This is a genomic window from Cupriavidus taiwanensis, assembly GCF_900250115.1.
In the GTDB taxonomy this organism is placed as follows: domain Bacteria; phylum Pseudomonadota; class Gammaproteobacteria; order Burkholderiales; family Burkholderiaceae; genus Cupriavidus; species Cupriavidus taiwanensis_B.
The window spans coordinates 1,826,794-1,851,569 of sequence record NZ_LT984804.1 but is presented as its reverse complement, the minus strand read 5'-3'; the positions used below and the strand labels follow the sequence as shown (position 1 = coordinate 1,851,569).

Below are 24,776 nucleotides of genomic sequence, written 5' to 3'. Positions count from 1 at the left end.
GGAATTTTATCGGCACAGGCCCGGTTGCCTGGTCAACATTCTGAAACCGGCGAAACGGAGCGACGGCGAAACGGAGCGACGGCGAAACGGGGCGACGGCGAATCGTCAGCGCGGGCCGGTCAGATGGTGTCGTCGCGATCCTCGATCACCGAGATATCCCAGCACGACATAAACAGCGCGGCAATCAGCGGACCTATCACAAAGCCGTTGATGCCAAACACAGACATGCCGCCCAGGGTCGATACCAGCACGACCCAGTCCGGCAACTTGGTGTCCTTGCCGACGAGGACAGGGCGAAGCAGGTTGTCGACCGCGCCAATCACCAGGGTGCCGATGACAATCAGCGCGACGCCCTTCCAGAGCGGGCCGGCCAGCAGGAAATAAATCGCGGCGGGGCCCCACACCAGCGCAGCGCCGACGGCCGGCAGCAAGGACAGGAACGCCATCAGCGTGCCCCACAGCAAGGCGCCGTTGATGCCCAGCAGCAGGAAAGCCAGGCCGCCCAGTACTCCCTGGACCACCGCCACGACCATGTTGCCCTTGACCGTGGCGCGGACCACGGTGGTGAACCGGTTGACCAGCCGGCGGGTGTGCGCGTCGTTCAGCGGCATGGCCTCGCGCAAGCGATGGGAAATCACCGCGCCGTCACGCAGCAGGAAAAACACCAGGTACAGCATGACGCCGAGGCCGACGGCGAACTGCAGCGTGTTCTGGCCAATGGCGACAGCCTGGGCCGCCATGAACTGGCTGATGCGGGCGGCACCTTCGGTCAGCTTAGCCTGCAACCCGGCGACGTCGGCCAGCCCGATCTGGTTCAGCCAGGCCTCGACCGAAGCCGGCAGGGCCTGCACGGCGGTCTGGAAGTATTGCCCGAAGTCCCACTTGCCGGTCCGGATCTGCTGGTAGGCAAGGGCGACTTCCTGCGCGAGTGTGGCAATCATCAGGAACACCGGGACAATCGCCATCAGCACGCAGACCAGCAGCGTGGTCAGCGCCGCGAGATTTTCCCGGTTGCCGAATCGCACCGTCAGCCTGCGGTGCATGGGTTGGAACAGGATGGCAAGTATGGTGCCCCACAGGATCGCGCTGTAGAAGGGCAGCAGTATCCAGATGAACGCAATGGTGACGGCGACCAGAAGGATGTAGAAACCTTTCAAATTGCGCATCGGCTTGTCAGCGAGTGGATTCGTCCAGGAACGATGCCGATGGTGCCCTGCACGATGGTGTCCCGCAACTACCCGTGGGCATCAGCGGCAGCGTTTCCGAACGAGTTGCGCTCCATGATCTGGTGATCCTTGCCATGGATCAGCAACTCGACCTTTGCACGCCGGGCTTTCTCCGTGCCGGTAGCAATCGCATGGGCCATCGAAGTGAAGCGCTGCTGGTTGCCGGAGCGTCCTTCCGCTTCGACGGCCCAGCCGTTATGGGTCGGCACGACATGGATATTCTTGCCAGGCATGGCGCTCTCCGGAAGTTGGCAGTATGAGTGTCAGCGCTGTGCCACGGCCCCAGGTATCGGGCGCCGTCTGACAAGGCCGTCGGATATCCGGAAACAGAGCGTCTGCCAGCAGCGACAACGCCCGCCAGGCGCCATGGCGGGCGTTCTTCATGACAACGACAGGGCCAGCGCGGCTCAGCTCATCTTGTCGATGATCCCCTGCATCTCGTCGAGATCGAAGGCGCGCAGGGTTTGCGTGCGCACGTTGCCGAGCGCGCCGACCGCCAGGCCGAACGCGGTCATGCTGGCGTCATCCTGGGCCTCGACGGTCAGCACGATGTCGTATTTGCCCAGGGTCCAGTAGATGTCTTTCATCTGCACCCCGAAGCGCGCGCCCATCTCGCGCACCGCCGCGGCGCGCTTGGTGGTGTCCTTGACGGCGCGGATGCCCTGGTCGGTGAAGCTGGCTAGCACGATATAGCGGGTCATGGCGGGATCTCCGGTAAGGATCGATCGGACGCCGTCCCGGCTGCGCGCACGCGACCGATCGCAGCAAGCCGGGGCAGTGGTCCAGGGTGTCCCGGCACTGCACCGGGGGCCTGAGCAACCCCACACCGACGCATATCGCGCGCCAGCCGGCGTGGCGCGCCGCGCAGCGGCAGATGCCGCCGTGCATGCGACCGCGCCGTAGCTCGCTATGTATCAGTCCTGATACAGCGGCCTGCCTTAGTCCGCTGCCGGGCCGCTGTCGCCGCCCTCCGGCGTATCCAGCGCGCGCATGTTGTCCAGCAGCTTCAGCAGGTAATGCAGCGTGTGGGTCAGGTCGTTGGTGGAGAAGCCGTCCAGCGCCTGCTCGTAGTACTGCCGGATCTTGGGCTGTGCCTGGTGCAGCCACACCTCGCGGCCCGGCTCGCTCATCCGTACCAGCCGCGAGCGGCGGTCGCGCCCGTCCGGCGCCAGCGTGACGTGACCGTCGCGTTCCATCCGGCCCACCAGCCCGGACAGGTTCTGGCGGCTCACCATCAGGTAGCGCGCCAGATCACCGACGCTCATGCCATCGGCGGCTTCGGGACGCGACAGCGCGCCCAGCACTGCCCACTGCTGCGTCGTGAGGCCTTCCGCTTCCACCGCCCGTGACCCCGTTTTATGCAACATATTTGCGCATTGATACAGGCGGAAGAACAGCCGGTTGGCCAGTTCCATGCGGGCATTGGCGGAAATTTCGCCTCCGATTTCGGGGTTAACCATAGTCTTTTCCAAAGGTTTGCTGCCTTGCGCACGGTGCCAGTCGCTCCTATTATATGTAAACATATTTACGTAAATGACGGGGCAGGTGGCGGCGGCACCGCCGGCACGATAGCACCGGAACCCTGAAAGGAGAACGGCTGTGCAAGGACTCGAAGGCAAGACGGTCATCGTGACCGGCGGTGGTGGCGGTATCGGCGGCGCAACCTGTTTGCGCTTTGCGCGCGCCGGAGCAGCGGTCGGCGTGCTCGACCTGAACCCGGAGGCAGGCGAACGCGTGGCGGCGCAGATCCGCGATGCCGGCGGCCGCGCGCTGTCCGTGCGCTGCGACATTACCGATCGCGCCAGCGTCGACGCTGCGGTGGCGGCGGTGGAGCAGGAGCTGGGCCCCATCGACGTGCTGGTCAACAACGCCGGCTGGGACGTGTTCCGTCCGTTCGTCAAGACCGAGCCGGCGCAGTGGGAGCGGCTGATCGCCATCAACCTGACCGGCGCCCTGCACATGCACCACGCGGTGCTGCCGGGCATGGTGGCGCGCAAAGCCGGGCGCATCGTCAATATCGCCTCCGATGCCGCGCGCGTGGGGTCCTCCGGCGAAGCGGTGTATGCCGCGTGCAAGGGTGGGCTGGTGTCGTTCTCCAAGACCATCGCGCGCGAGCATGCGCGCCACGGCATCACCGTGAACGTGGTGTGCCCGGGGCCGACCGAGACCGCGCTGTTCGAGGACTACAAGCAGGGCGCGGGCAACCCCGAGAAGCTGGTGGAAGCCTTCACCCGCTCGATCCCGCTGGGCCGCATCGGCCAGCCCGACGACCTGCCCGGCGCGGTGCTGTTCTTCGCCGGCGACGATGCCGCCTTCATCACCGGACAGGTGCTGAGCGTATCGGGCGGCCTGACCATGAACGGCTGAGCGCAACCCACTCCCAGACAGACAACGGAGACGACCATGCAATACGAAGACATCCGCTATGAAGTGCGCAACGGCGCGGCCTGGATCATCATCAACCGCCCGGAAAAGATGAACGCCTTCCGCGGCCGCACCTGTGACGAACTGATCCACGCCATCAACCGCGCCGGCTATGACCGCGAGATCGGCGCCATCGTGCTGGCCGGCGCCGGCGACAAGGCCTTCTGCACCGGCGGTGACCAGTCCGCGCACGAAGGCCAGTACGACGGCCGCGGCACCATCGGCCTGCCGATGGAAGAACTGCACAACGCCATCCGCGACGTGCCCAAGCCGGTGATCGCGCGCGTGCAGGGCTATGCCATCGGCGGCGGCAACGTGCTGTGCACGATCTGCGATTTCACCATCGCTTCGGACAAGGCCGTGTTCGGGCAGGTCGGGCCGCGTGTCGGCTCGGTCGACCCGGGCTATGGCACCGCCTTCCTCGCGCGCGTGGTCGGCGAGAAGAAGGCGCGCGAGATCTGGTACCTGTGCCGCCGCTATCCCGCCGCCGAGGCGCTGGCGATGGGGCTGGTCAATGCCGTGGTGCCGCAGGAGCAGCTCGACGCCGAAGTGCAGAAGTGGTGCGACGAGATCATGGAGAAGAGCCCGACCGCGATCGCCATCGCCAAGCGCTCGTTCAACATGGACACGGCGCACCAGGGTGGCATCGCCGGCATGGGCATGTATGCGCTCAAGCTCTACTACGACACCGAAGAGTCGCGCGAGGGCGTGCGCGCCTTCCAGGAAAAGCGCAAGCCGGACTTCCGCAAGTACGCCAAGTAAGCCGACCGGACCGCGCGGAGACAGCCATGAATCCCTACCTTGACGAAGACCTGTCGGCGCTGGCCGAACATGCCCGCCGCTTTGCCGACGCGCGCGTCGCGCCCGGCTGCCTGGAGCGAGACCGTACCCGCGTGCTCGACCGCGCGCTGATGCGCGAGATGGGCGAGATGGGCTTTATCGCGCCCGAGCTGCCGGAACAGTATGGCGGGCAGGGCATGGGCTCGCTCGCGGCCGGCGTGATCCACGAAGCAGTGGCGCGCGCCGACCTGAGCCTGTCGTATATCAACCTGCTGGCGTCGCTGAACGGGCAGATCCTGGCGCACCATGCGCGCCCGGAGCTTGCCGGCCCGTGGCTGCAGCGCCTGACGCGCGGCGAAGCACTGCTGGCGATCGCGCTGACCGAGCCGCGCGGCGGCTCCGACGCCGCCAACCTGCGCCTGCGCATGGAGCGCGACGGCGACCACTATGTGCTCAACGGCGAGAAGACCTCGATCTCGGCCGCCGACCAGGCCGATGCCGCGGTGGTGTTCGCCCGCAGCGGCCCGGTCGAGGCCGGCGCGCGCGGCGTGTCGGCGCTGCTGGTGCCGATGGACCTGCCGGGCGTCACGCGCAACCGCTTCGACTGCCATGGCCAGCGCGCCATCGGGCGCGGCTCGATCTTCTTCGAGAACGTGCGCGTGCCGGCGAGCCACCTGCTCGGCAACGAAGGCGAGGGCTTCGTGCAGGTGATGCAGGGCTTTGATTTCTCGCGCGCGCTGATCGGGCTGCAGGTGCTGGCGGTGGCGCAGGCCGCGCTGGACGAGACCTGGGCCTATGTGGCGGAGCGCCAGGCCTTCGGCAAGCCGCTGGCGGCGTTCCAGGGCGTGTCGCACCCGCTTGCCGACTTCGAGACCCAGGTGCAGGGTGCGCGCCTGCTGTGCCTGCAGACGCTGTGGCTGAAGGACCGTGGCCTGCCGCATACCGCGGAAGCCGCGATGTGCAAGTGGTGGGCGCCGAAACTGGCGTATGACGTGGTGCACCAGTGCCTGCTGTCGTTCGGCCACGGCGGCTACGACCGCGGCGTGATGGAGCAGCGCCTGCGCGACGTGCTCGGCTTCCAGATCGGCGACGGCACCGCGCAGATCATGAAGACCATCATCGCCCGCGGCCGCGCCGGGCGCGCAGCGGTGCCAGCCTGACGCTACGGACGGACCCGGCAACGCCAACGAGGAGACAGCCCATGGATTTCGACGCCGTACTGATTGCGCCCCGCCGTGCCGCGAGCGTGGCGGCAGGCCACTGGCATGACCGCACCATCAATGATTACCTTGCCGACTGCGTGCGCGAGCGGCCCGATGCGCCGGCACTGACCGCGGTCAGCCTGGACCGCGGCACCGTGGCCCGCTACAGCTGGTCGGAACTGGCGCGCCTGGCCGACCGCGTTGCGGCGGGGCTGAGCGGGCTGGGCATCGGCGCTCGCGATGTGGTCTCGTGCCAGTTGCCCAATGGCTGGCACCTGACCGTGCTGTACCTGGCCTGCACCCGCTTGGGCGCGGTGCTGAACCCGCTGATGCCGATCTTCCGCGAGCGCGAGCTGGCCTTCATGCTGGCGCATGCCGAGTGCAAGGTAGTGGTCGTGCCGGAGACGTTCCGGGGCTTCGCGCATGCGCAGATGGTGCGAGGTTTGCGTGGCGCCTTGCCTGCACTGCGCCACGTCGTCGTCGCCGACGGCGAGGGTCCCGACAGCTTCGAGGCGCTGCTGACCGGGAAAGACGCCCCCGTTGCTCCGGCCCAGCTGCCGCACGGCAGCCCGGGTCCCGACGACGTCACGCAGCTGATCTATACCTCCGGCACCACCGGCGAGCCCAAGGGCGCGATGCATACCGCCAACACGCTGTTCTCGAATATCGTGGCCTACGCCGCGCGGCTGGGCCTGGGCGCTGACGACGTGGTGCTGATGGCCTCGCCGATGGCGCACCAGACCGGCTTCATGTACGGACTGATGATGCCGGTGATGCTGGGCGCGCATGCGGTGCTGCAGGATATCTGGGACCCGGCGCGCGCGGCGGCGCTGATCCGCGAGCAAGGCGTGACCTTCACCATGGGGTCGACCCCGTTCCTGACCGACCTCGCCCGCGTGGTGGCCGAATCCGGCACCCCGGTGCCGAGCCTGCGCACCTTCCTGTGCGCCGGTGCGCCGATCCCGGGCGCGCTGGTGGAGCGCGCGCGCGCGACGCTGGGCGCCACCATCGTCTCCGCCTGGGGCATGTCGGAGAACGGCGCCGTCACCATGACCCTGCCGGACGATCCCGAGACGCGTGCGTCGACCACCGACGGCTGCCCGCTGCCCGGCGTGGAGATCAGGGTGGTGGACGGCGCCGACGCGGACCTGCCCGCGGGGCAGACCGGGCGCCTGCTGGTGCGAGCCTGCTCGAATTTCGGCGGGTACCTGAAGCGGCCGCACCTGAACAGCACCGATGCCGACGGCTGGTTCGACACCGGCGACCTGGCCCGGCTCGACGCCGATGGCTACCTGCGCATCGCCGGCCGCAGCAAGGACGTGATCATCCGCGGCGGCGAGAACATTCCCGTACTGGAAGTCGAGACCCTGCTGTACCGCCATCCCGCGGTGGCACAGGTGGCGATCGTGGCCTATCCCGATGCGCGGCTGGGCGAGCGTGCCTGCGCCTTCGTGGTGCCACGCGCGGGGCAGTCGATCGACATGGCCGGCATGGTCGACTGGCTCAGGCAACAGAAGATGGCGCTGCAATACATCCCCGAGAAACTGGTGCTGCGCGAGGCGCTGCCGGCCACGCCCGCGGGCAAGATCCAGAAGTTCCGGCTGCGCGAGATGCTGCTTGGCGAAACTGGCTGACACTGCGTCGCGGGCATCCTGCGCGTGGCATGGTTGACTACGTTTCCGAACGACAATGCGCAATTAACCGCCATGACCCACACCCATACATCAACCCGCTGGCGCGGCAGGCCGGCAGGGTTTGTCGGTGGATGACGAAGGGGGACGGGGCAGCGGCTCGTGTCAGCGGCCGGCGCCGGTATAGCCGTGGCTGCGCGGGCCCAGCCAGCGCCATAGCCGATGCCGCCACGCGCTGCGAACCGGATCGGCCGCGGCCTGGCAGCGGCTGACATGCAGGGAGGCGGCGGTGATCGCGTACAGCTCGACATGGCCGGCGTCGGCCAAGGTGAAGCACTCGCTCGCGCTCAGCGCCGTGTCCTTCGGATCGCCATCGCGGATCAGCCACAGTTCGCCCGCGGTGCAGCGCACTGCTACCCGTTCGCCCGGGCCGGCGACCAGCCGCAGCGAACTGCGGGCGGGCAGGGTGGCGGTCATATCGTTGCTTACCAGGTACATGATGGTCTCCGGGCTCAGGCCAAGGCCAGGCCGCCGGATGCTGGCATCGGGCGCGGCTCTGACTGCGGCCGGATAAATTCGGCGATGCGCTGGATCACCGCGGGGTCGCGCAGGATGCGGCGATGGCCGAGGCCGGTGGTGGTCTCCAGCCGCGCGCCCGGCCAGGCACCGGCGATGGCCGCGCCATCTTCCCAGCGCACTTCCTTGTCGTCGCGGTCATGGATCACCAGCGTCGGCGGCACCGGGCGGGTGCGGCCCAGCTCCGGCACGTTGAACGTCGACCATGGCAGGCCCAGCCAGCGTTCGCTGTGGCGCTGCATGCGCGCCAGCACGGCCGGCGCCACGCCCAGCTGCCACGCCAGCGCGGCGCATGCCGCGCGCATGTCGGCGGGCGCGCCCAGCAGCACCGCGGCGCTTGCGGGCAGGCCTTCGCGCAGCGCCAGTGCCGCCGCCGCGCCGCCGAGGGAATGCGCCACCACGGCATGGACCGGACCGGCATGCCACGCCGCCGCCAGCAGCGAGCGCGACATCTCCAGCACCGAAGTCTGCGCGGCGCCGCGCGCCCCGGCATCGGAGGCGCCGTGCGACAGCGCATCGAAGGCGACCACGCGCATGCCCCCCGCCAGCAGGCCCTCGATCACCGCATGCCACTGGCCCGCATGGCCGCCCCATCCATGGGCGAGCAGCACCACCGGGCCGGCGCTGCCCCAGCGGTAGACCCGCACGCGCCGGCTGGGTCCATGGCCGGTCACCAGGGCCCAGTCGGCGCGCGCTCGGTCCAGCGCGTGCCGGGCGGCGGAGGTGGCGGCGGCCCGGGGCGGGCAGAACCAGATGCGCTCGAGCCGGCGCGCCGTCGCCGCGGGCATCAGCACGCTGCCGGCCTGCCAGCGCAAGCGCTGCAGGCCCATCCTGAAACGCCGCAAGGTGCCCTCGCCGCTGGCCGGGGGCGATGCCTCGCTGCTGCGCAATGCCGGCGCCGCAACGGTGGCAGAAGGGGAAGCCGGGGAAGGAGAAGAGACTGCTTGCGTCACGACCTGCACCTCCAATGGATTCTGGATTGCGCGACGTCATCGGATCCGGGCGGGCCGGAGGCGTCTCGCGCTTCTTTAAAGACCGACCAGTCGTGCTTTTTTCAGTACAAAAAAAGCCCGCCGGAGCGGTTTGCTGCCTGCCGGCGCGATAGCGCCGGCGCCGATGTCATGTCCCCGCGGGATGCGGCGCGCCTGCTGCCGCGCGCGCGAGCAGGGCCGCGAAGGCGAGCCGTGCCATCGCTTCCGCATCCTGCCGCCCCAGCAGCTTGAACGACTGCTGGAAGGCCATGCCGATGCCGGACAGTTCGAAGGCGAACTGGCGCGGCTCGACGTGCTGCCCGAACTGGCCCTCCTCGATGGCATCCGCCACCACCCGCGCGATGGTGCTGTGCCAGTCCTTCAGCGACTGCACCACCAGGTCGCGAATCGAGCCAGGCCGGTCGCGATACTCCTGTCCCAGGGCCGTGAACAGGCACCGCCCCTGGGTCACCGTGCCGCCCAGCCATTCCAGGTAGCCTTCGAACAGCGCCTGCAGCCGCGGCATGCCGCGCGGATGGCGCATCGCCGGCCGGATCACGATATCGCCGAAACGCTCCACCGCCAGGTCCAGCACGGCCTGCTGCAGCATCTCCTTGGACTTGAAGTGCGCATACAGGCCGCTCTTGGACATATTGGTGTCGGCCGCCAGCGTGGCCAGCGACAACTGCTCGAAGCCGACCTTGGCGGCGGCGTCCAGCGCCTGTTCGATGATGGCTTTGCGGGTGAGGTGTCCTTTCTGCATGCAGCGAAGAATAGCACGACCGGTCGGTTTGTCAACGAAACCCGATGCATGGTAGTTGCCCCGACTTGCGTTGTTGTGCTCGCGAGGCCATAACGTCATACAGCTAAGCATGTGACGTCAACGCATATTGAGAGGGCCCGTTACTGTCAAGGCGGCACGAAGGCGTAGTGCACTGTCCGACGCTTGGGTGAGCGCCGTCCGGTTGATGCCGGCGCAAGATGACGGGCCAGCAAGAAATCTGCACAAAGTGTTTCGGCGGGTACATACGGAACGCTTTGCGTGCTCTATACTCGAATGCACGTCCGCGCACTTTTTTTCACTGGTGACTGGAGACCGACATGAACAGTACAGCCGTGCCGAGAGGCGCTAGCGAACCGTTCCGGCAACTGCGGGCGCTGCGCCGCGCGCGCAAGCTCAAGCAGGAGGACGTCGCCCGCAAGGCGGGCATTTCCCGGGAGGCTTACCTCCGGGCAGAATCGGGCCAGGCCGACCCCCGCATGTCGACCTTCCTGGCGGCCTGCGAGGCGCTGGGCCTGGAAGTCGTGCTGGCGCCACAGCATCTTGCCGCCGACGTCAACGCTTTCATCGCCAGCCGCAACGGCGGCGTGACCGCGGCCTCGATGGCCGGCCAGCCAGCCGGCAGCGCGCCGGCACCGGCGGCGACACCGGCCTCCGGCGGCGGTTTCGGCCCCGGCACCGGCGAGGGCCCCAAACCGGTCTGATCCGCCTTCTGCCTGGCTGGCCGCATGCTTGCGGACCGGTCCGGCGGCGGGCCTCCAGGCCACCCTCAGCAGACGGCGCGTGCCCGCGGGCGCGCGCCGAGCCGCTTTTGTCCCGAGAACCGTTTCCTCCGGGGACAGCCATGACGCCGCAGGCCCCGACTGCCTGAGCCGGCGCTTTCAAGCCTTCCTGTTTTCCCTGCCGCTTCTGGCCGCTGCTGGCTCCGTCAGCGGCAACCTCCCCATTTCCCCGTTCGCCGCCTACAACTGCTAGAGCGCCGCGTGCTGCCCGCGCGCATCTGCGGTTTGACACGTCCGGTTGCGATGATTACGATATGGTAAATTCATTGCACAATACGTAATTCACGCGCCGTGCGCCCGCGCTGCGCTGATGCCCTACCCCGGAGACGCAGACAACACCATGGACCTCACGCATACCCAGCTTGCCGAGCACGGCTATATGTCCGGCTTCGCCAACGAATTCGCCACCGAGGCGCTGCCGGGCGCGCTGCCGGTGGGCCGGAACTCGCCTCAGCGCGCGCCCTATGGCCTGTATGCCGAGCAGTTGTCGGGCACGGCGTTCACGGCGCCGCGCGCGCACAACCGCCGCGCCTGGCTGTACCGGATCCGCCCGGCGGCGATGCACCAGCCGTTCACCCTGATCGAACAGTCGCGTTTCCTGAGCCGCTTCGACCAGGTGCCGCCGTCGCCTAACCAGATGCGCTGGAGTCCCCCGGCGATGCCGTCCGTGCCGACCGACTTTGTCGACGGCATCGTCACCATGGCCGGCAATGGCGGCCCGGACGCGATGACCGGCTGCGGCATCCACCTGTACCTGGCGAACCGCTCGATGCAGGACCGCTTCTTCTACAACGCCGACGGCGAGATGCTGATCGTGCCGCAGCAGGGCAGGCTGATGATGGTGACCGAACTCGGCCGCCTTGATGTCGAGCCGCACGAGATCGTGGTGATCCCGCGCGGCGTGCGCTTCCGCGTGGAACTGCCCGACGGCGAGGCACGCGGCTATATCTGCGAGAACTACGGCGCGCTGTTCAGGCTGCCTGACCTGGGCGTGATCGGCTCGAACGGGCTGGCCAACCCGCGCGACTTCCTCTCGCCGGTGGCCAGCTATGAAGACCGCGAGGGCAGCTTCGAGTTGGTGGCCAAGTTCCAGGGCAACCTGTGGCGCGCCGACATCGGCCACTCGCCGCTCGACGTGGTGGCCTGGCACGGCAACTATGCGCCGTACAAGTACGACCTGCGCCGCTTCAATACCATCGGCTCGATCAGCTACGACCATCCGGATCCGTCGATCTTCCTGGTGCTGCAGTCGCCGTCGGACACCCCGGGCGTCGACACCATCGACTTCGTCATCTTCGGGCCGCGCTGGCTGGCCATGCAGGATTCGTTCCGCCCGCCCTGGTTCCACCGCAATATCGCCAGCGAGTTCATGGGCCTGATCTCCGGCGTTTACGACGCCAAGGCCGAAGGCTTCGCCCCCGGCGGTGCCAGCCTGCACAACTGCATGAGCGGCCACGGCCCGGATGCGGAGACGTTCGAGAAGGCCAGCGTCGCCGACACCTCGACGCCGCACCACATCGAAAACACCATGGCGTTCATGTTCGAAACGCCGGGCGTGATCCGCCCGACGCCGTACGCCGCGCAGTCGGCGTCGCTGCAGCAGGAGTACTACAGCTGCTGGCAGGGCCTGAAGAAGCATTTCAACCCGAACGTCCGCTGAATCGCCGGCGTCTGCCATCCCGCCGCTTTTTCCTGCGCTTGCTTGCAGGAGAGGGCGGGGAAGGCAGGCGCACACCACGCCAGACTACCGCAGGCACGCCAGCCGTGCCCGCCAGAAATTTTCGGAGCACCCGATGACCGCCCCCCAAACCAGCTGGATCGACAGCGCCAACGACGGCAACACCCATTTTTCGCTGCAAAACCTGCCCTACGGCGTGTTTTCCACCCAAGGCCAGGCACCTCGTGTCGGCACTGCCATCGGCGACCAGATCCTGGACCTCGCCGCACTCGACCAGGCAGGCCTGCTGCCTGAAGCGGCCCGGGGCACCTTTGCCGCGGCCAGCCTGAACCGCTTTATCGCGCTGGGCCAGCCGGTCTGGAGCGAAACGCGCCGGCGCCTGACCGCGCTGCTGTCTGGCGCGGACGCCGCGCTGCGCGATAACGCGGCCTTGCGCGACCAGGCGCTGGTGCCGATGTCGGGCGCGACCCTGCACCTGCCGGTGGAGATTCCGGGCTACACGGATTTCTATTCGTCGAAGGAGCACGCCACCAACGTCGGCCGCATGTTCCGCGATCCGGACAATGCGCTGCTGCCGAACTGGCTGGAAATCCCGATCGGCTACAACGGCCGCGCCAGCTCGGTGGTGGTGAGCGGCACGCCGCTGCACCGACCCAACGGCCAGATCAAGCTGCCGAACGAGGCACGCCCCGTCTTCAGCGCCTGCCGCAAGCTGGATTTCGAGCTGGAGATGGGCTTTATCGTCGGCAAGCCCTCGGCCCTGGGCGAGCCCGTCAGCACCGCCGATGCGCCCGCGCATATGTTCGGCATGGTGCTGCTCAACGACTGGAGCGCGCGCGATATCCAGCAATGGGAATACGTGCCGCTGGGGCCGTTCAACAGCAAGGGCTTCGGGACCTCGATCTCGCCGTGGGTGGTCACCATGGAAGCGCTCGAGCCGTTCCGCCGCGACAATCCCGCGCAATCGCCCGAGCCGCTGCCCTACCTGCAGCAGCAGGGCAAGAACGCCTACGACATCGCGCTGGAAGTCGCGCTGCAGCCCGCCGGCGCGGCGGCCCCCAGCACCCTCTGCCGCACCAACTTCAAGGCGATGTACTGGACCATGGCGCAGCAGCTGGCCCACCACACCGTGTCGGGCTGCAATGTGCGCGTGGGCGACCTGATGGGCTCGGGCACGATCAGCGGCACCACGCCGGACTCTTACGGCAGCCTGCTCGAGCTGACCCGCAACGGCGCCGAGCCGCTGACCCTGGCCGATGGCAGCCAGCGCAGCTTCCTGCAGGACGGCGACGACGTGATCATGACCGGCTACTGCCAGGGCGACGGCTATCGCGTCGGCTTCGGCTCGGTGTCGGGCAAGGTCCTGCCGGCGCGTTGAAGCGGGGGCGCTGGCCGGCAGGCTTCAGCCGGCGTCAGCGCCTGGCGCGGCGGCATCCAGGATGACCGCCGCGCGGCCCGACAGCAGCGTATGTCCCGCGGCACTGACGACAAAGGCGTAGAGCACGCTGGCGCCTTCGCCGCTGATGCGCTCCGCCGTGACCTCCAGCGGCGCCGGGATGTCGTCGAGCCGCTCCACTTGCAGCACCAGCTTGCGCACGCTGGCAAGATAGCCCGTGCGCGGGCGCTGCCGCGCGCCGCCGCCCGGTTCGGCCTCGGCCAGCAGCGCGCCATGCACCGCCATGGCCTGCGCGGCATATTCGATCCCGCACAGCGCCGCCAGCCGGCCCTGCGCGCGCAGTGGATTGTCCGCAAGCGTATGGCTGGTTGCCGTGCAGCGGACCGATGCCGGGTCCCACGCCACCACGCCGTCGAGCAGGCACATGCTGCCCTGGTGCGGAATGCGCGCCGCGATCCAGGCGCGGTCCCTGATCCCCTCAGGCATGGGCCTGGCTGACCGGGCTGGTGACTTCGGCTTCGATCCGCAGCGGGTCCAGATAATCCAGTACCAACGTGCCGGTCTCGCCGCGAGCGATGGCGGCCAGCAGCGGCAGCACGCGTGCGGCGGGGGCCGAGTTGCGCAGCGCTTCGAGCGCCGTGTCCGGCATCACGGTGGCCGGCGCCTGCGTCAGCGCCACCGCGATGCGCGCCAGCGAACGCGCGCTCGGTTGCGGCGTGAGCAGCAGGGCCACGCCGAACGGGTCGGGAATCGGCCGGCAGCTGTGCAGCGGCTCCGGATAGCCGGTGTCATAGGCGATCAGCAGGCACGGCTCCGCCTCGGCGCTTGCCTGCAGCACGCCTTCCAGCAGCCCCGCGCCAAAGCTGCCGTCCATCGCGCACAGCACGTTGGAGGCGCGCATCGCGCCGGCGGCGATGGACCAGTAGCCGGCGGTCGCGTTGTGCACGGAGTTATGGAAGCGCGTCGGCGACATCAGCGGCTCAGGCTGCGCCAGCGCCTCGCAAATGGCATGGAAGTTGTGGCCGTCGCTGCTGGACGAGGTGAAGATCGTCGGCAGTTGCGCGGCATCGCAGCCGCTGGCCGCCACCGCCTGCTGGCCCACGCCCAGTGCCAGCCGCACGGTGGGCCCGGTGCGGCGGCGCTCGGCCGGCGGCAGCCCGGCGGGAAGCGGCAGTTCGGTGGCCGCGTGCGCGTAGGGCGTGCGCCCGGAGAGCACGGCACTGGCCTGCTGCCAGCCGCTCAGGCCGGGGCCGAGCAGGCCGATGCTTTCGATATAGACGGGCTGCGGCATGGCGCTGGCTCAGTGGGAAACCGCGTCCGCACGGGCGAACAGCAGGCTGCAGTTGGATCCGCCGAAACCGAACGCATTGCTCATGGCGTAGCGCAGATCGGCGTCCTGATTGGCGAGCTGGTAGTTCACGTCGAGCGCGGGGTCTACCTGCGTGGTGTTGAGGCCTGCCGGCACCAGCCCGTGGCGCAGCGCCAGCGCGCAGATCACCGCCTCGAGCGCGCCGGCCGCGCCGAGCGCATGGCCGGTGGCGCCCTTGGTCGAGCTGCACGGCGTGCCGGGCAGCACCGCGGCCATGGCCAGCGCTTCGGCGGCGTCGTTGCTGCGCGTGGCGGTGCCGTGCAGGTTGACGTAGCCGACCTGCTCCGGCGCGATGCCCGCGCCGGCGAGCGCCTGTGCCATCGCCATGCGCGCGCCGAGTCCCTGCGGGTGTGGTGTCGACATATGGTGGGCGTCGCTCGATTCGCCGATGCCTGCCAGCAGGATGGCATCGTCAGCCAGCATGCCGGTCACGCGCTCAAGCAGGCCGAACACCGCGCCTTCGCCGATCGAGATGCCGTTGCGGGCCACGTCGTATGGCCGGCACGGCTGGCGCGACAGCAATTCCAGCGCATTGAAGCCGTACAGCGTGGTGTGGCACAGCGAGTCGACGCCGCCCACTACCGCCGCATCGATCAGCCCGGCCTCCAGCATGCGCCGCGCCGAGCTGAACACCTTGGCCCCGGACGAGCACGCCGACGACACTGCCGCCGCCGGCCCTGACAGGCCCAGCTGCTGCCGCAGGAACGCCGGCAGCGAGTAGGGGTTATGCGTGCCGCCGTAGTGGAAGTCCTGCGGCAGCGCGCCGCTGGCCGGATCGCGCCGGCGGTAGCCCAGTTCCGTCTGCAGCACGCCCGCGGTGCTGGTGCCGAGAAAGACACCGATGCGGTGGGCGCCGTAGCGCGCCGAGGCCGCGCGCACCCGTGCGGCAAAGCCATCCTGCTCCAGGGCCATCTGCGCCAGCCGGTGGTTGCGGCAGTCGAACTCGGCCAGCGCTTCTGGCAGCGTGACGGCGTCGAGGCCTTTCACTTCGCCGACGTAGGTATCAAGGGCGACGTCGCTGAAACGGCAGGGCGCCAGGCCGCCGCGCTGCGCGCGCAGGGCCGCCAGGGTGGCGTCGAGGCCGGTGCCGAGGCAGCTGGTGGCCGTGAAATGCGAGAACAGGAGCGGGGACACAGCTTCGGTGAGGCGAATGGAAGGATTCTCTGAAGGCAGCGCCAATTGTAACAAGCCGCGGCGGCTCAGCCCGGCGGCACCACGGCGCGCAGGCTCACGCAGCGCAGTCCGGCCCGCTCGATCGCGGCCAGCAGGCCCGGCAGCACGGTGGTGCAGTGGGGACGGCCGGCAGGGTCCAGGCCGGGGTTGCCGTCGTGCAGCAGCAGGATGTCGCGCCCGGCCAGCCCGCCGGCCAGGCGCCGCGCCACGTGCGCGGCGTTGTTGCCGCTGAGGGTATCGAAGCCGCGCCGGGTCCAGGCCGCCAGTTGCAGCCCGAGCCGGCACAGCACCGGCTCCAGGAAGGGATTGCGCAGCCCCGCCGGGGCGCGGAAGAAGCGCGGCGCCTGGCCGGTGAGTTGCGTCAGCACCTGCTGCGCGGCAGCGATGTCGCGCTGGATGCGCGCCGGCCCGAACATCGAAAAGTGCAGCCGGTGGTACATGCTGTGGTTCTCCACGGCATGGCCGCGACGCACGATCTCGCGCACCAGTCCGGGATGCGCCGCGGCGCGCTCGCCGATGCAGAAAAACGTCGCGCAGGCGCCGTGCTGGTCGAGCAGGTCGAGCACCTGCGGCGTCAGGTCCGGGTTGGGGCCGTCGTCAAAGGTCAGCGCCACGCAGCCCTCGGCCGATGGCGGCAGGCGCAGCAGGTTGGGGCCGAGCCAGGTGCTGCGCGGCCACAGGCCGGCCGCGCACATCGCCGCATGGGTCGCGCCGATGCCGGCCACGGCCCAGCCCAGGCCCTGCGGGTAAGCGAGCAGAGCACCGATGGCGCCCACGTGCACGGCGGCGGCGCCATAAAGCAGCGGGGTGGGCCGCCACGGGCGGCTGGGGGAACCCTCGGGCAAGGCGGCGCCCGGTGCGGATAGCGGCTTCATGTTGCACTCCCGGCCTTGCCCGTCGCCGCGGACGGGGCCGCGGGCGCGAGCATGGCCGAAAACCACAGCGCCAGCACGGCGCCGGGGCCCACCGTCAGGCCGAATGCCTGCAGCAGCGGCAGGCTCGACAGCGACAGCAGGCCGAACGCGGCGACCGTGGTCAGGTTGGCCAGCAGCAGCGACACCAGCGTGTGCGGGGAAGCGACAGCCGCCTGGCCGTCTGCCGCCGGGCCATTAAAGAATAGCGCGTAGTTGGAGCCGACCGCGGCCAGCAGCAGCAGGCCGACCAGGTGCAGCAGCGTCAGCGGCTGGCCCAGCGCCGCCAGTCCGCCCAGCACCACCAACGCGGCGGCGGCCAGCGGCAGTACCGTGGCCAGCACCCGCCGCGGCGAGCGCAGCGCCAGCGCCAGCAGCGCGATGATCGCCAGCAGTCCGGCCAGCGACAGCAGCAGGGCCTCGCGCAGGTAGCTGGCATAGAGCCGGTCCGATTCGCCCTTCAGATCGACGAACAGGGTATCGGGCACCCCCGCCCGCTGGATCGCGGCACGCACCGCGGCGCTGTCGACGCCGTCGGCCGCGCTGGCATGGTTGGGCGCATGCACCGGCGCGCGCAGCGGCAGCGTGGCGCTCCAGCGGCCTTCGCGCTGCACCAGCAAGGCGTCGACCGCCAGTGCCATCGAGGTGCCGCGCAGGCTCTCGCGCTGTAGCAGGGGCCCGGTGCGGGCCGCTTCGGCCTGCGCCAGGAAGGGGGCGAACACCGCTGCGCGCACCGGCTGGCCGGCGATGGCAGCATCCAGCCGCTGCGCCAGCACCTCGGGGGGCGGCAGGCTGGCCTGGCGCTGGCGCTGGGTGGCGGCGCTCGGCAGGTAGCGCGCCGGGCTCTCGTAGCCGCCGATGAAGTTCTGCGCCACCAGCGGCTCCAGCTCGTGCGCGACGCGCTCCGCGCCCTGCAGCACGGATTCCTGGTCCGGCCCCGACACCACCACGAGATAGCGCACGTCCGGTGCGCCCAGGTTCTCGCGCAGCGAGCTGTCGAGCGCCTGGTCGCTGGCCGATACCGGGCTCAGCGCCTGCAGTTCCCGGCCCCACAGCGTGCCGCGATGCTGGACCAGCACCACGCAGGCGCCCGCGACCAGAAGCAGCACCAGCCAGCGCAGCCGGGGCGCGCGCTGCGCCAGCCATTGCAGCTTGCGGCCGAGCGGGGCGACGTCGCGCAGCTGCAGCGTGGCCGGCACCAGCTGCGGCAGCACGAAGCGCGTGACCAGCGCGGCGGTGGCGAGCCCCGCGATCGAATACAGGCCCAGCTGCGCCAGCCCCGGGAAGCCCGACAGCAGCAGCGAGGCAAAGCCGCACACCGAAGTCAGCACGCCCAGGCGCACCGTCGGCCAGAAGCCCCCCAGCCAGGCGCGCTGGTCGCGCTGGCCATTGCGCGTGTACTGCGCGGACTGCACGAACAGGTAGATGGAATAGTCGACCGCCTCGCCGATCAGCGTGGTGCCAAAGCCCAGCGTCAGGCCATGCACGGCACCGCCGAAGCCCAGGCTGACCGCGGCGATGCCCGCCAGCGCGCCGCTGAGCACGGGCACCAGCCCAAGCACCAGCAGCGGCACCGAGCGGTACACCGCCAGCAGCAGCGTGACGATGATGGCCAGCCCGATGGCCGAGAGCCGCTCGACGTCGTGCCGGATGGTGTCGCGCGCCTTGACCGAGAACACGCCTGGTCCCGTCATCACCAGCTGGTAGGGGCCGACCGCGGCGGCGCTGGCAAAGGCTTGCTGCACGGCAGCCATCGCCTCTGCCTGCGCATCGGTATCCGAGCCCGCGCCGGCGGTCTGCGCCAGCAGCAGCGCGCGCTTGCCGTCGCGCGAGGCCCACGCGCCCGCATGCATCGGCACGCGCTGGCCGGCATCGAGTTGCGCCAGCATCGCCGCGACCTCGCCGGTGGGATCGCGCGGCAGCAATGACTTGGTGAAGAGCCCGGCGGAAGAAGCCAGCAGCGCGAGCGAATCATGCACCGCCTGGGCCAGCCCGTGCTCGCTGAAGCGCTCCGGCGACACCTCGGGGCTGAGCAGGTAGCGGTGCGCGAAGACGTATTCGCGGTCCGCCGCCTGGTTGACCGGCTCGCCGTTCTGCACCGAGGCGAAGCGCCGGTCGCTGCGCAGTTGCGCCGCCATCGCGCGCGAGACTCTGGCGCGGCCATCGGCATCGCCGCCCTCGATGCCGACCAGGATCAGCCGCGATACCAGCCCGTCGCGCAGCTGGTTCACCAGCAACTGCTGCTCGGCGCTGGGCAGCCGCGGCAGGAAGGCCGACAGGTCGGCGGTGAAGCTGGTGCGGCTGACGACCGCGGCGCAGGCCAGCAATGCCAGCACCCACAACGCCAGCGCCAGGCGGCGCGGTGCCGCGCTCATCGGCCCGCGGCCGGCCGGATCTTCATCACCGAGCGGTCACCGTCGGCCTGCCGGATCTCGATCTGCTCCAGCGCATCCTGCCTGCCGTCGATGCGCACCTGGCTGACGGCCGCGGCCATGCGCGAGTCCGCCGGCGTCAGCGTCAGCGTCCAGCGGCTGGCGCGGCCCTCCACGCCCAATTTGTAGTAGCGCTCCAGCGCATCGCGGTTGCCGGCCAGCGTGGCGCGGATGCTCTCGATAAAGGCGGCGATCTCGGGGTAGTTCTGCAGCGGCATGGTGTAGCGCTTGCCGTCGCGCTCGATCGTCAGCATGTCGCCGTCGAGCACCAGGTTTTCCGCCTTGGGCGTGTGCGTGCGCTTTTCCAGGTGGTCGGGCGCGGTGAAGCGCAGTTCGCCCGAGGACTGCACCGGCTTGTCGAGCAGGGCCAGGTGCTTGGTCTCGGTAAACAGCACGCGCCCGGACTTGCGCTGCGCCAGCGTCGACATCAGCTGGTCGACGCCGAACGCGGCGTTGGCGGCCGTCGTCGCTGGCGCGGCCATGGCCGGCAGCGGCGCCAGCGCCAGCATGGCGCTCGCCAGCAGAATCGAGAACGGGTAGCGGAAAGGGCGCGCGGACAAAATCATCAAGGGCGGCTCACAGGTTAGGGCTCGTTGCCCGGCGGCGGCTGCTCGGACAGCGGCGGGCCGGCGTGCCAGAAGTCATAGAAGTTGAACCAGTTGTACGGGGCCTTGCGGCTGAAGCGCTCCAGCAGCCCGACGTAGTCCGCCAGCGCCGCCTGCACCGCCGTTTCGCGCTGGCCGCGCGCGGTCCCGGTGAAGTCCGCCAGCGGCACGAAGTGGACATCGTAGCGGTTGCCGCCGCGGTACAGGCCGGTGATGAAGAACACTGGCCGCCGCAGCATGGCCGCCATGCGCAGCGGGCCGGTGGGAAAGCCGGTCGGCGCGCCGAGGAATTCGCACTGCTGCACCGGGTCGGTGGCGCGCTGCGACAGCGTGCGGTCGGCCAGCATGCCGATCATATAGCCCCGGTCCAGGTAGTCGCGCACGCGCAGCATGGTGTCGAAGCGGCCCAGCGCGATCACGTCCTGGCGCATCGCCGGATTGATCGACTGCAGCACGTCGTTGAGCTTGTGCGCGTTCTCTTCGTACATGGTGATCGCGACCTCCATGTCCGGATGGCGCCGGCCGAGCGCGCGCACCACCTCGAAGCTGCCCAGGTGCGCGCCCAGCAGGATGGCGCCGCGGCCGGGCGCCATCGCAGCCTCCAGCAGGTGCTCGCCATGCAGGCGGATGTCGAACAGGTCGAAGCGGCCGTTGAGCAGGTAGATGCGGTCGTGGATGGTCGAGGCGAAGGTGAACACATGGCGGTAGCCGTCGCTCCAGCTGGCCGGGCGTCCGAGCACGCGGTCCAGGTACGCGCGCGAGGCATGGCGGGCCGCCGGCGCGAACAGCATGAAGTAGGCGGCGATGGCGCGCAGCACCACGCGCCCGGCGGGACGGCCCAGCGCCAGCGAGATCCACGTCATGACGCGCAGCAGCGTGATGCTGCCGCGCTCTTCGCGGCTGGACCATTCCGTATCCAGCGGCGCCTGGCGCCGCCATAGCCAGCTCAGCATGGCAAGGCTCCCGCTGGCGGCGCGCTGGCGCGCACCTGCAGCGTGCCGCTGGCGACATCGCGCCCGGCGCTGCGCAGCGTAAAGCGGATGGTCTGGTCGCCACCGCTTGCCGCCTCGGACTGGTGCAGCACCTCCACGCGCTCGCCCGGGCGCACCGGGCTCAGGAACTTCAGCATGCTGGCCTGCGCGACGGCAAGCGGGCGGCCCAGCGCGGCCCCGAGCGCCAGCACCGCATGGTCCAGCAGCACCACGCCCGGCACGATCGGATGGCCCGGGAAGTGGCCGGCCATGGCCGGGTGCCCGGCGTCGATGACAAAGCCTGGCAGGGGCGCGGGATGGCGCTCGTGCGTGCCGCACAGGCTTGCCACCAGTGCGGCGAGCGCCTCGCGTGGCAGCTTGCCCGCGGCATTGCGCGGCAGATGCTCGGCAAAGTACAGCGGGCGCGGCATGAAGGCCGGGTCGATCCGCTCGCGCAGCGCCTGCTGCAAGCGCGCCGGCGCCAGGTCCGGTGCCACCACCACGGCCACCAGCCGCACCACGTGCCCGTCGCCTTCATGCGCGTCGTCGGGCATGAAGAACGCGCCGTCGCGCACGCCGTCAATGGCGGTGAGCTGGTGATTCAGGTAGCCCAGCGAAGTCCGCTTGCCGGCAATGTTGAGCAGGTCGGCCTTGCGCCCATGGAGCAAAAAGCGCTGCTCGTCGAGCTGCGCGATGGCGTCGCCCAGCGGCACCGGCTGCTCGATATGGCCGCCCTCGGCCCAGGTCTCGGTATCGTCGCCGGCGGCATTGGGCCGGGCTTGCAGCCGTACCCCTGGCACCAGCGTCCACGCGTCTTCGCGGGCGGTGCGGCGGTGGCCAGCTGGCCGGTCTCGGTGCTGCCGTAGATTTCGCACAGCGGCGCGGCGAACAGCGCCTCGGTCTCGGCGGCCAGCTGGCGTCCCAGCGGCGCGGTGGCGCACAGCACCAGGTCCGCCGCGGGCATGGCCAGCCCGGATTGCGCCAGCATGCGCAGGTGCACCGGCGAGCTGACCAGCGCGCGCGGCGCCGGCACCGCGGCCAGCGCGGCACTGACGTCGGCAGGATAGAACGCCGGCGCGGCCACCAGCGCCGCGCGGCCCTGCAGCACCAGCATCACGGTGGCTTCGAGGCCGAACATATGCTGGGGGGGCACCGTGCCGGCCAGCGTCCAGGCGCGCCCGTCGAGCAGGCCGAGCCGTTGCGCCGCGGCGCGCGCGCTGCCGGCCATGGCGCCCCAGGTCTTGCGGTGCGGCACCGGCGTGCCGGTCGATCCGGACGTGAACACGTAGGCCATGACCTGCGCCGCCGGAATTCGCGGGATCTCGACGGGGCCGTCGGCGGCAGTGGGGGCAGTGGCGGCAAGGCCCTCGTGGTAGTGCAGCGCCGGCATGTCGAAGGCCGCGTCGGGCTGGTCATGCAGGCAGAAGGTGTCGGGTGCGAAGGCCAGCAGCTGGCGCACCGTCTCGGGCGTGTGCGACGGCGGCAGCAGCGTGGGCTTGCCCGCCAGCAGCGCCGCGCACAGGCCCACGGTAAAGCGGTAGCGGTCGGTGCAGGCGTTGAAGACATGGCCGCCCGCGGGCAGCGCGGCCGCCAGGCAGGCCGCATCGGCCAGCAACTGCCGCACGGTGACGGGTCGTCCGTGCGCCCAGGCGATGATGTCGCCGGGCGTAGCGTGGGCAACGATGGGGAGCGAGGTCATGGACGGAGCCTGTGCCGGTTGCGCGGGGGCCGGATGGCGGCGCGTCAGCGCGGCAACCCGCGCCGGCCCGCACGGGCCGTCATCAGCGCACGGTAGCCGTGCACCGCGTCGAGCAGGCCGCGGTGGCGCATGCGCGGAAAGGCGATGCGGCGGTACACGGCCTCGGCCGCGAACATCAGGGCGATCAGCAGCGGCGTGGCCAGGTTGGCGAAGCTGGACCAGGCCGCCACCGGCGCCAGCACGAACAGCAGCGTCGACACCCCCACCATCGCCGCGAAGAACAGCGTCCAGGCCTGGGTCACGCGCACCGTATAGCGCGCATGCGCGGCGGACAGCCGGCCGTGGATGGCGGTGGCGATCTGCGTGCAGAGCGGGGTGCGGCCGCGACGCAGGCTGAGCGCGAACATCGCACCCAGCGCGGCATTGGCGCCCGCATGCTGCAGGTAGTAGGTCCAGCCGAAATGACCGGCCAGCGGCGCGCGCCAGAACCATAGCGCGGCGCACGCGGCCAGCAGCGCCAGCCATGCCGGCAGCGGCCCCGCCAGCCGGCGGCAGGCCACCAGGCCGATCAGCAGGAACGGCGCCGCGCCGAGCCCCAGCGCGGCCACCTCGGCGCCGGGCCGATGCGCCGCGAAATGCAGGGCCGATTCGTAGGCCACGAAGGCCGCCACCGCGCCGATCCAGGCATGGCGCCGCCACCACGGGGCGGCGCAGTCCCGCGCCGGCATGGCGGCGGCGGGCGGGGAAAGGCGGTGAACGGGCTGGCGCGAAGGCATCGGTGGGTTCTTGATGTGTTGCGTAAGGCGCTTGGCATGCGGTGCGCCGGAAAGGCCGAGCGGCATGCGAAGCGAACGCTTTATACCCCAAAAGACCCTCCGGACGCGATCATGATTCCCCAATAGGTCGTTGATGTTGTTACTAAACTTCTCTCGACTGGCCCGGCAATGCGCCGTTTGATAGCATTCGGGTGCCCGACGCCCGCGCCGGTATCGTCGTGCCCGCGCACCGGCGGCGCAGCGGCGTTCCAGCCATTTAGCAACATGACCGAACTCGAAACCGAACTTGCCCGCCTGATCCTCGACGAACTCGACATCGCCGACCTGCGGCTGGAGGACATTACCGCCGCCACGCCGCTCTATGGAGAAGGCTTCGGGCTGGATTCGATCGATATTCTCGAGATCGCCCTGCTGGTATCGCGCAAGTACGGCGTCGAGTTGCGCTCGGACAATCCCGACAACAAGACCATCTTCACCTCACTGGGCAGCCTGGCCGCCTACCTGGCGCAACAGCGCACGCGCTAGCCCGGCCACCGTTGCCCCCAGCCCGGACAGGACCACGACATGCCGCAGCAAGCCACGCCCGCGCCGGCGCTGGTGGAAGGCGGCGCCGAGCCTTCGGCGACCCACCTGGTGCTGATTCCCAGCTATAACCCCGGCGTGCGCCTGCAGGAGGTGCTGCGCGGCGCGCGCGCGGCCTGGACCCCGGTGTGGGTGGTGGTCGACGGCAGCACCGACGGCAGCGCGCAGTGGCTGCAGGCGCAGGCCGCCGCCGACCCCGGGCTGCAGGTGCTGGTGCTGCCGCGCAACCAGGGCAAGGGCGCCGCGGTGCTGCACGGCATCGAACGGGCCGCGGCCGCCGGCTATACGCATGTGCTGGTGATGGATTCCGACGGCCAGCATCCGGCCCACCTGATTCCCGAGTTCATGGCGGTGTCGCGGCGCGACCCCGGCGCGATGGTGCTCGGGCGCCCGGGCTTCGACGCCAGCGCCCCGCGCGAGCGGGTCTACTGGCGCCGCATGTCGAATTTCTGGGTCGATGTGGAAACGCTGTGGGCTGGCATCGGCGATTCCCTGTTCGGCTTTCGCGTCTACCCGATCGCGCCGCTGCGCGCGGTGATGCAGCACAGCCGCTGGATGCGGCGCTTCGATTTCGATCCCGAGGTTGCGGTGCGGCTGTGCTGGCGCGGCGTGCGCCCGCTCAACCTCGATGCGCCGGTGCGCTACTTTGGCCGGCGCGAGGGCGGCGTTTCCCACTTCCGCTACCTGCGCGACAACCTGTTGCTGACCGGCATGCACCTGCGGCTGCTGGCAGGTCTGGTGGTCCGGCTGCCGATGCTGCTGTGGCGGCGCTTGCGCGGGCGCGCAAGCCACCCGGCGTAGGCCACGGCGA

Annotated in this window: 24 protein-coding genes and 1 pseudogene; 9 read left to right on the top strand and 16 right to left on the bottom strand. The window is 69.8% G+C overall.

The window, feature by feature from the left end; translation table 11 throughout:
• Positions 1–119 precede the first annotated feature (119 nt).
• From CBM2586_RS25080 to CBM2586_RS25065, 4 genes are all read right to left on the bottom strand, one after another.
• Positions 120–1,166, bottom strand: a complete 1,047-nt coding sequence (locus tag CBM2586_RS25080; RefSeq protein WP_115690482.1) for an AI-2E family transporter — start codon at positions 1,164–1,166, stop codon at positions 120–122.
• A gap of 68 nt (positions 1,167–1,234) precedes the next feature.
• Complete coding sequence (locus CBM2586_RS25075; protein WP_115664055.1) at positions 1,235–1,459, bottom strand: DUF2188 domain-containing protein; 225 nt, start codon at positions 1,457–1,459, stop codon at positions 1,235–1,237.
• Positions 1,460–1,633: 174 nt separating this feature from the next.
• Entirely contained in the window at positions 1,634–1,927 is a 294-nt protein-coding gene (locus CBM2586_RS25070; protein WP_115664056.1) for a GYD domain-containing protein, read from the bottom strand.
• Positions 1,928–2,164: 237 nt separating this feature from the next.
• Positions 2,165–2,686 (bottom strand): MarR family winged helix-turn-helix transcriptional regulator, encoded by a 522-nt coding sequence (locus CBM2586_RS25065; RefSeq protein ID WP_115664057.1) that lies wholly within the window; start codon positions 2,684–2,686, stop codon positions 2,165–2,167.
• 139 nt (positions 2,687–2,825) lie between these two features.
• Between CBM2586_RS25065 and badH the strand changes: the two genes are divergently transcribed.
• Genes badH through aliA form a run of 4 tightly spaced genes read left to right on the top strand, consistent with a single transcriptional unit; the run spans position 2,826 to position 7,266 of the window.
• Positions 2,826–3,593, top strand: coding sequence for a 2-hydroxycyclohexanecarboxyl-CoA dehydrogenase (badH, locus tag CBM2586_RS25060; RefSeq protein ID WP_115690480.1), 768 nt, complete (start codon positions 2,826–2,828; stop codon positions 3,591–3,593).
• A gap of 36 nt (positions 3,594–3,629) precedes the next feature.
• Positions 3,630–4,412: a 2-ketocyclohexanecarboxyl-CoA hydrolase gene (gene badI / locus CBM2586_RS25055; RefSeq protein WP_115664059.1), complete on the top strand. Its 783-nt coding sequence runs from the start codon at positions 3,630–3,632 to the stop codon at positions 4,410–4,412.
• A 26-nt stretch (positions 4,413–4,438) separates the two neighbouring features.
• A complete protein-coding gene (gene aliB / locus CBM2586_RS25050) occupies positions 4,439–5,590 on the top strand; it encodes a cyclohexanecarboxyl-CoA dehydrogenase (RefSeq protein WP_115664060.1) in 1,152 nt (383 codons plus the stop codon).
• A gap of 41 nt (positions 5,591–5,631) precedes the next feature.
• Positions 5,632–7,266, top strand: a complete 1,635-nt coding sequence (gene aliA / locus CBM2586_RS25045; protein WP_115690478.1) for a cyclohexanecarboxylate-CoA ligase — start codon at positions 5,632–5,634, stop codon at positions 7,264–7,266.
• Between the two features lie 162 nt (positions 7,267–7,428).
• On the opposite strand, the gene CBM2586_RS25040 is transcribed toward aliA, so the two are convergent.
• From CBM2586_RS25040 to CBM2586_RS25030, 3 genes are all read right to left on the bottom strand, one after another.
• On the bottom strand, positions 7,429–7,761 hold the full coding sequence (locus CBM2586_RS25040; protein ID WP_115690476.1) for a DUF2917 domain-containing protein: 333 nt from the start codon (positions 7,759–7,761) through the stop codon (positions 7,429–7,431).
• A gap of 14 nt (positions 7,762–7,775) precedes the next feature.
• Entirely contained in the window at positions 7,776–8,669 is an 894-nt protein-coding gene (locus CBM2586_RS25035) for an alpha/beta fold hydrolase (RefSeq protein WP_373424290.1), read from the bottom strand.
• 289 nt (positions 8,670–8,958) lie between these two features.
• Entirely contained in the window at positions 8,959–9,573 is a 615-nt protein-coding gene (locus CBM2586_RS25030; protein WP_240988024.1) for a TetR/AcrR family transcriptional regulator, read from the bottom strand.
• A 338-nt stretch (positions 9,574–9,911) separates the two neighbouring features.
• On the opposite strand from CBM2586_RS25030, the gene CBM2586_RS25025 reads away from it, so the two are divergent.
• The 3 genes from CBM2586_RS25025 to fahA all read left to right on the top strand — a co-directional run bounded on the left by CBM2586_RS25025 (position 9,912) and on the right by fahA (position 13,429).
• Positions 9,912–10,295, top strand: a complete 384-nt coding sequence (locus tag CBM2586_RS25025) for a helix-turn-helix domain-containing protein (RefSeq protein WP_115664064.1) — start codon at positions 9,912–9,914, stop codon at positions 10,293–10,295.
• A gap of 418 nt (positions 10,296–10,713) precedes the next feature.
• Positions 10,714–12,033: a homogentisate 1,2-dioxygenase gene (gene hmgA, locus CBM2586_RS25020; RefSeq protein ID WP_115690472.1), complete on the top strand. Its 1,320-nt coding sequence runs from the start codon at positions 10,714–10,716 to the stop codon at positions 12,031–12,033.
• Positions 12,034–12,166: 133 nt separating this feature from the next.
• Complete coding sequence (gene fahA / locus CBM2586_RS25015; protein ID WP_115690470.1) at positions 12,167–13,429, top strand: fumarylacetoacetase; 1,263 nt, start codon at positions 12,167–12,169, stop codon at positions 13,427–13,429.
• Positions 13,430–13,453: 24 nt separating this feature from the next.
• On the opposite strand, the gene CBM2586_RS25010 is transcribed toward fahA, so the two are convergent.
• From CBM2586_RS25010 to CBM2586_RS24970, 9 genes and pseudogenes are all read right to left on the bottom strand, one after another.
• The gene (locus tag CBM2586_RS25010) at positions 13,454–13,933 is read right to left on the bottom strand and encodes a hydroxymyristoyl-ACP dehydratase (protein ID WP_115690468.1); all 480 of its coding nucleotides are present in this window, start codon (positions 13,931–13,933) and stop codon (positions 13,454–13,456) included.
• Positions 13,926–14,738: a beta-ketoacyl synthase chain length factor gene (locus CBM2586_RS25005; RefSeq protein WP_115690466.1), complete on the bottom strand. Its 813-nt coding sequence runs from the start codon at positions 14,736–14,738 to the stop codon at positions 13,926–13,928. The genes CBM2586_RS25010 and CBM2586_RS25005 overlap by 8 nt, the downstream gene beginning before the upstream one ends.
• 9 nt (positions 14,739–14,747) lie before the next feature.
• Entirely contained in the window at positions 14,748–15,950 is a 1,203-nt protein-coding gene (locus tag CBM2586_RS25000) for a beta-ketoacyl-[acyl-carrier-protein] synthase family protein (RefSeq protein ID WP_115664069.1), read from the bottom strand.
• Positions 15,951–16,015: 65 nt separating this feature from the next.
• Positions 16,016–16,864, bottom strand: coding sequence for a polysaccharide deacetylase family protein (locus CBM2586_RS24995; RefSeq protein ID WP_115690464.1), 849 nt, complete (start codon positions 16,862–16,864; stop codon positions 16,016–16,018).
• On the bottom strand, positions 16,861–19,275 hold the full coding sequence (locus CBM2586_RS24990; protein WP_115690462.1) for an MMPL family transporter: 2,415 nt from the start codon (positions 19,273–19,275) through the stop codon (positions 16,861–16,863). The genes CBM2586_RS24995 and CBM2586_RS24990 overlap by 4 nt, the downstream gene beginning before the upstream one ends.
• Positions 19,272–19,898, bottom strand: coding sequence for a LolA-related protein (locus CBM2586_RS24985; protein ID WP_115690460.1), 627 nt, complete (start codon positions 19,896–19,898; stop codon positions 19,272–19,274). The genes CBM2586_RS24990 and CBM2586_RS24985 overlap by 4 nt, the downstream gene beginning before the upstream one ends.
• Positions 19,899–19,915: 17 nt before the next feature.
• Positions 19,916–20,890: an acyl-CoA synthetase gene (locus CBM2586_RS24980; RefSeq protein ID WP_115664073.1), complete on the bottom strand. Its 975-nt coding sequence runs from the start codon at positions 20,888–20,890 to the stop codon at positions 19,916–19,918.
• A pseudogene (locus tag CBM2586_RS24975) lies at positions 20,884–22,607 on the bottom strand (AMP-binding protein). Before CBM2586_RS24975 ends, CBM2586_RS24980 begins: the two are co-directional and overlap by 7 nt.
• A gap of 44 nt (positions 22,608–22,651) precedes the next feature.
• Complete coding sequence (locus CBM2586_RS24970) at positions 22,652–23,383, bottom strand: acyl carrier protein (RefSeq protein ID WP_240988023.1); 732 nt, start codon at positions 23,381–23,383, stop codon at positions 22,652–22,654.
• A 264-nt stretch (positions 23,384–23,647) separates the two neighbouring features.
• On the opposite strand from CBM2586_RS24970, the gene CBM2586_RS24965 reads away from it, so the two are divergent.
• Entirely contained in the window at positions 23,648–23,908 is a 261-nt protein-coding gene (locus tag CBM2586_RS24965) for a phosphopantetheine-binding protein (RefSeq protein ID WP_115690458.1), read from the top strand.
• Between the two features lie 39 nt (positions 23,909–23,947).
• Positions 23,948–24,766 (top strand): glycosyltransferase family 2 protein, encoded by an 819-nt coding sequence (locus tag CBM2586_RS24960; RefSeq protein WP_115690456.1) that lies wholly within the window; start codon positions 23,948–23,950, stop codon positions 24,764–24,766.
• Positions 24,767–24,776: the final 10 nt, after the last annotated feature.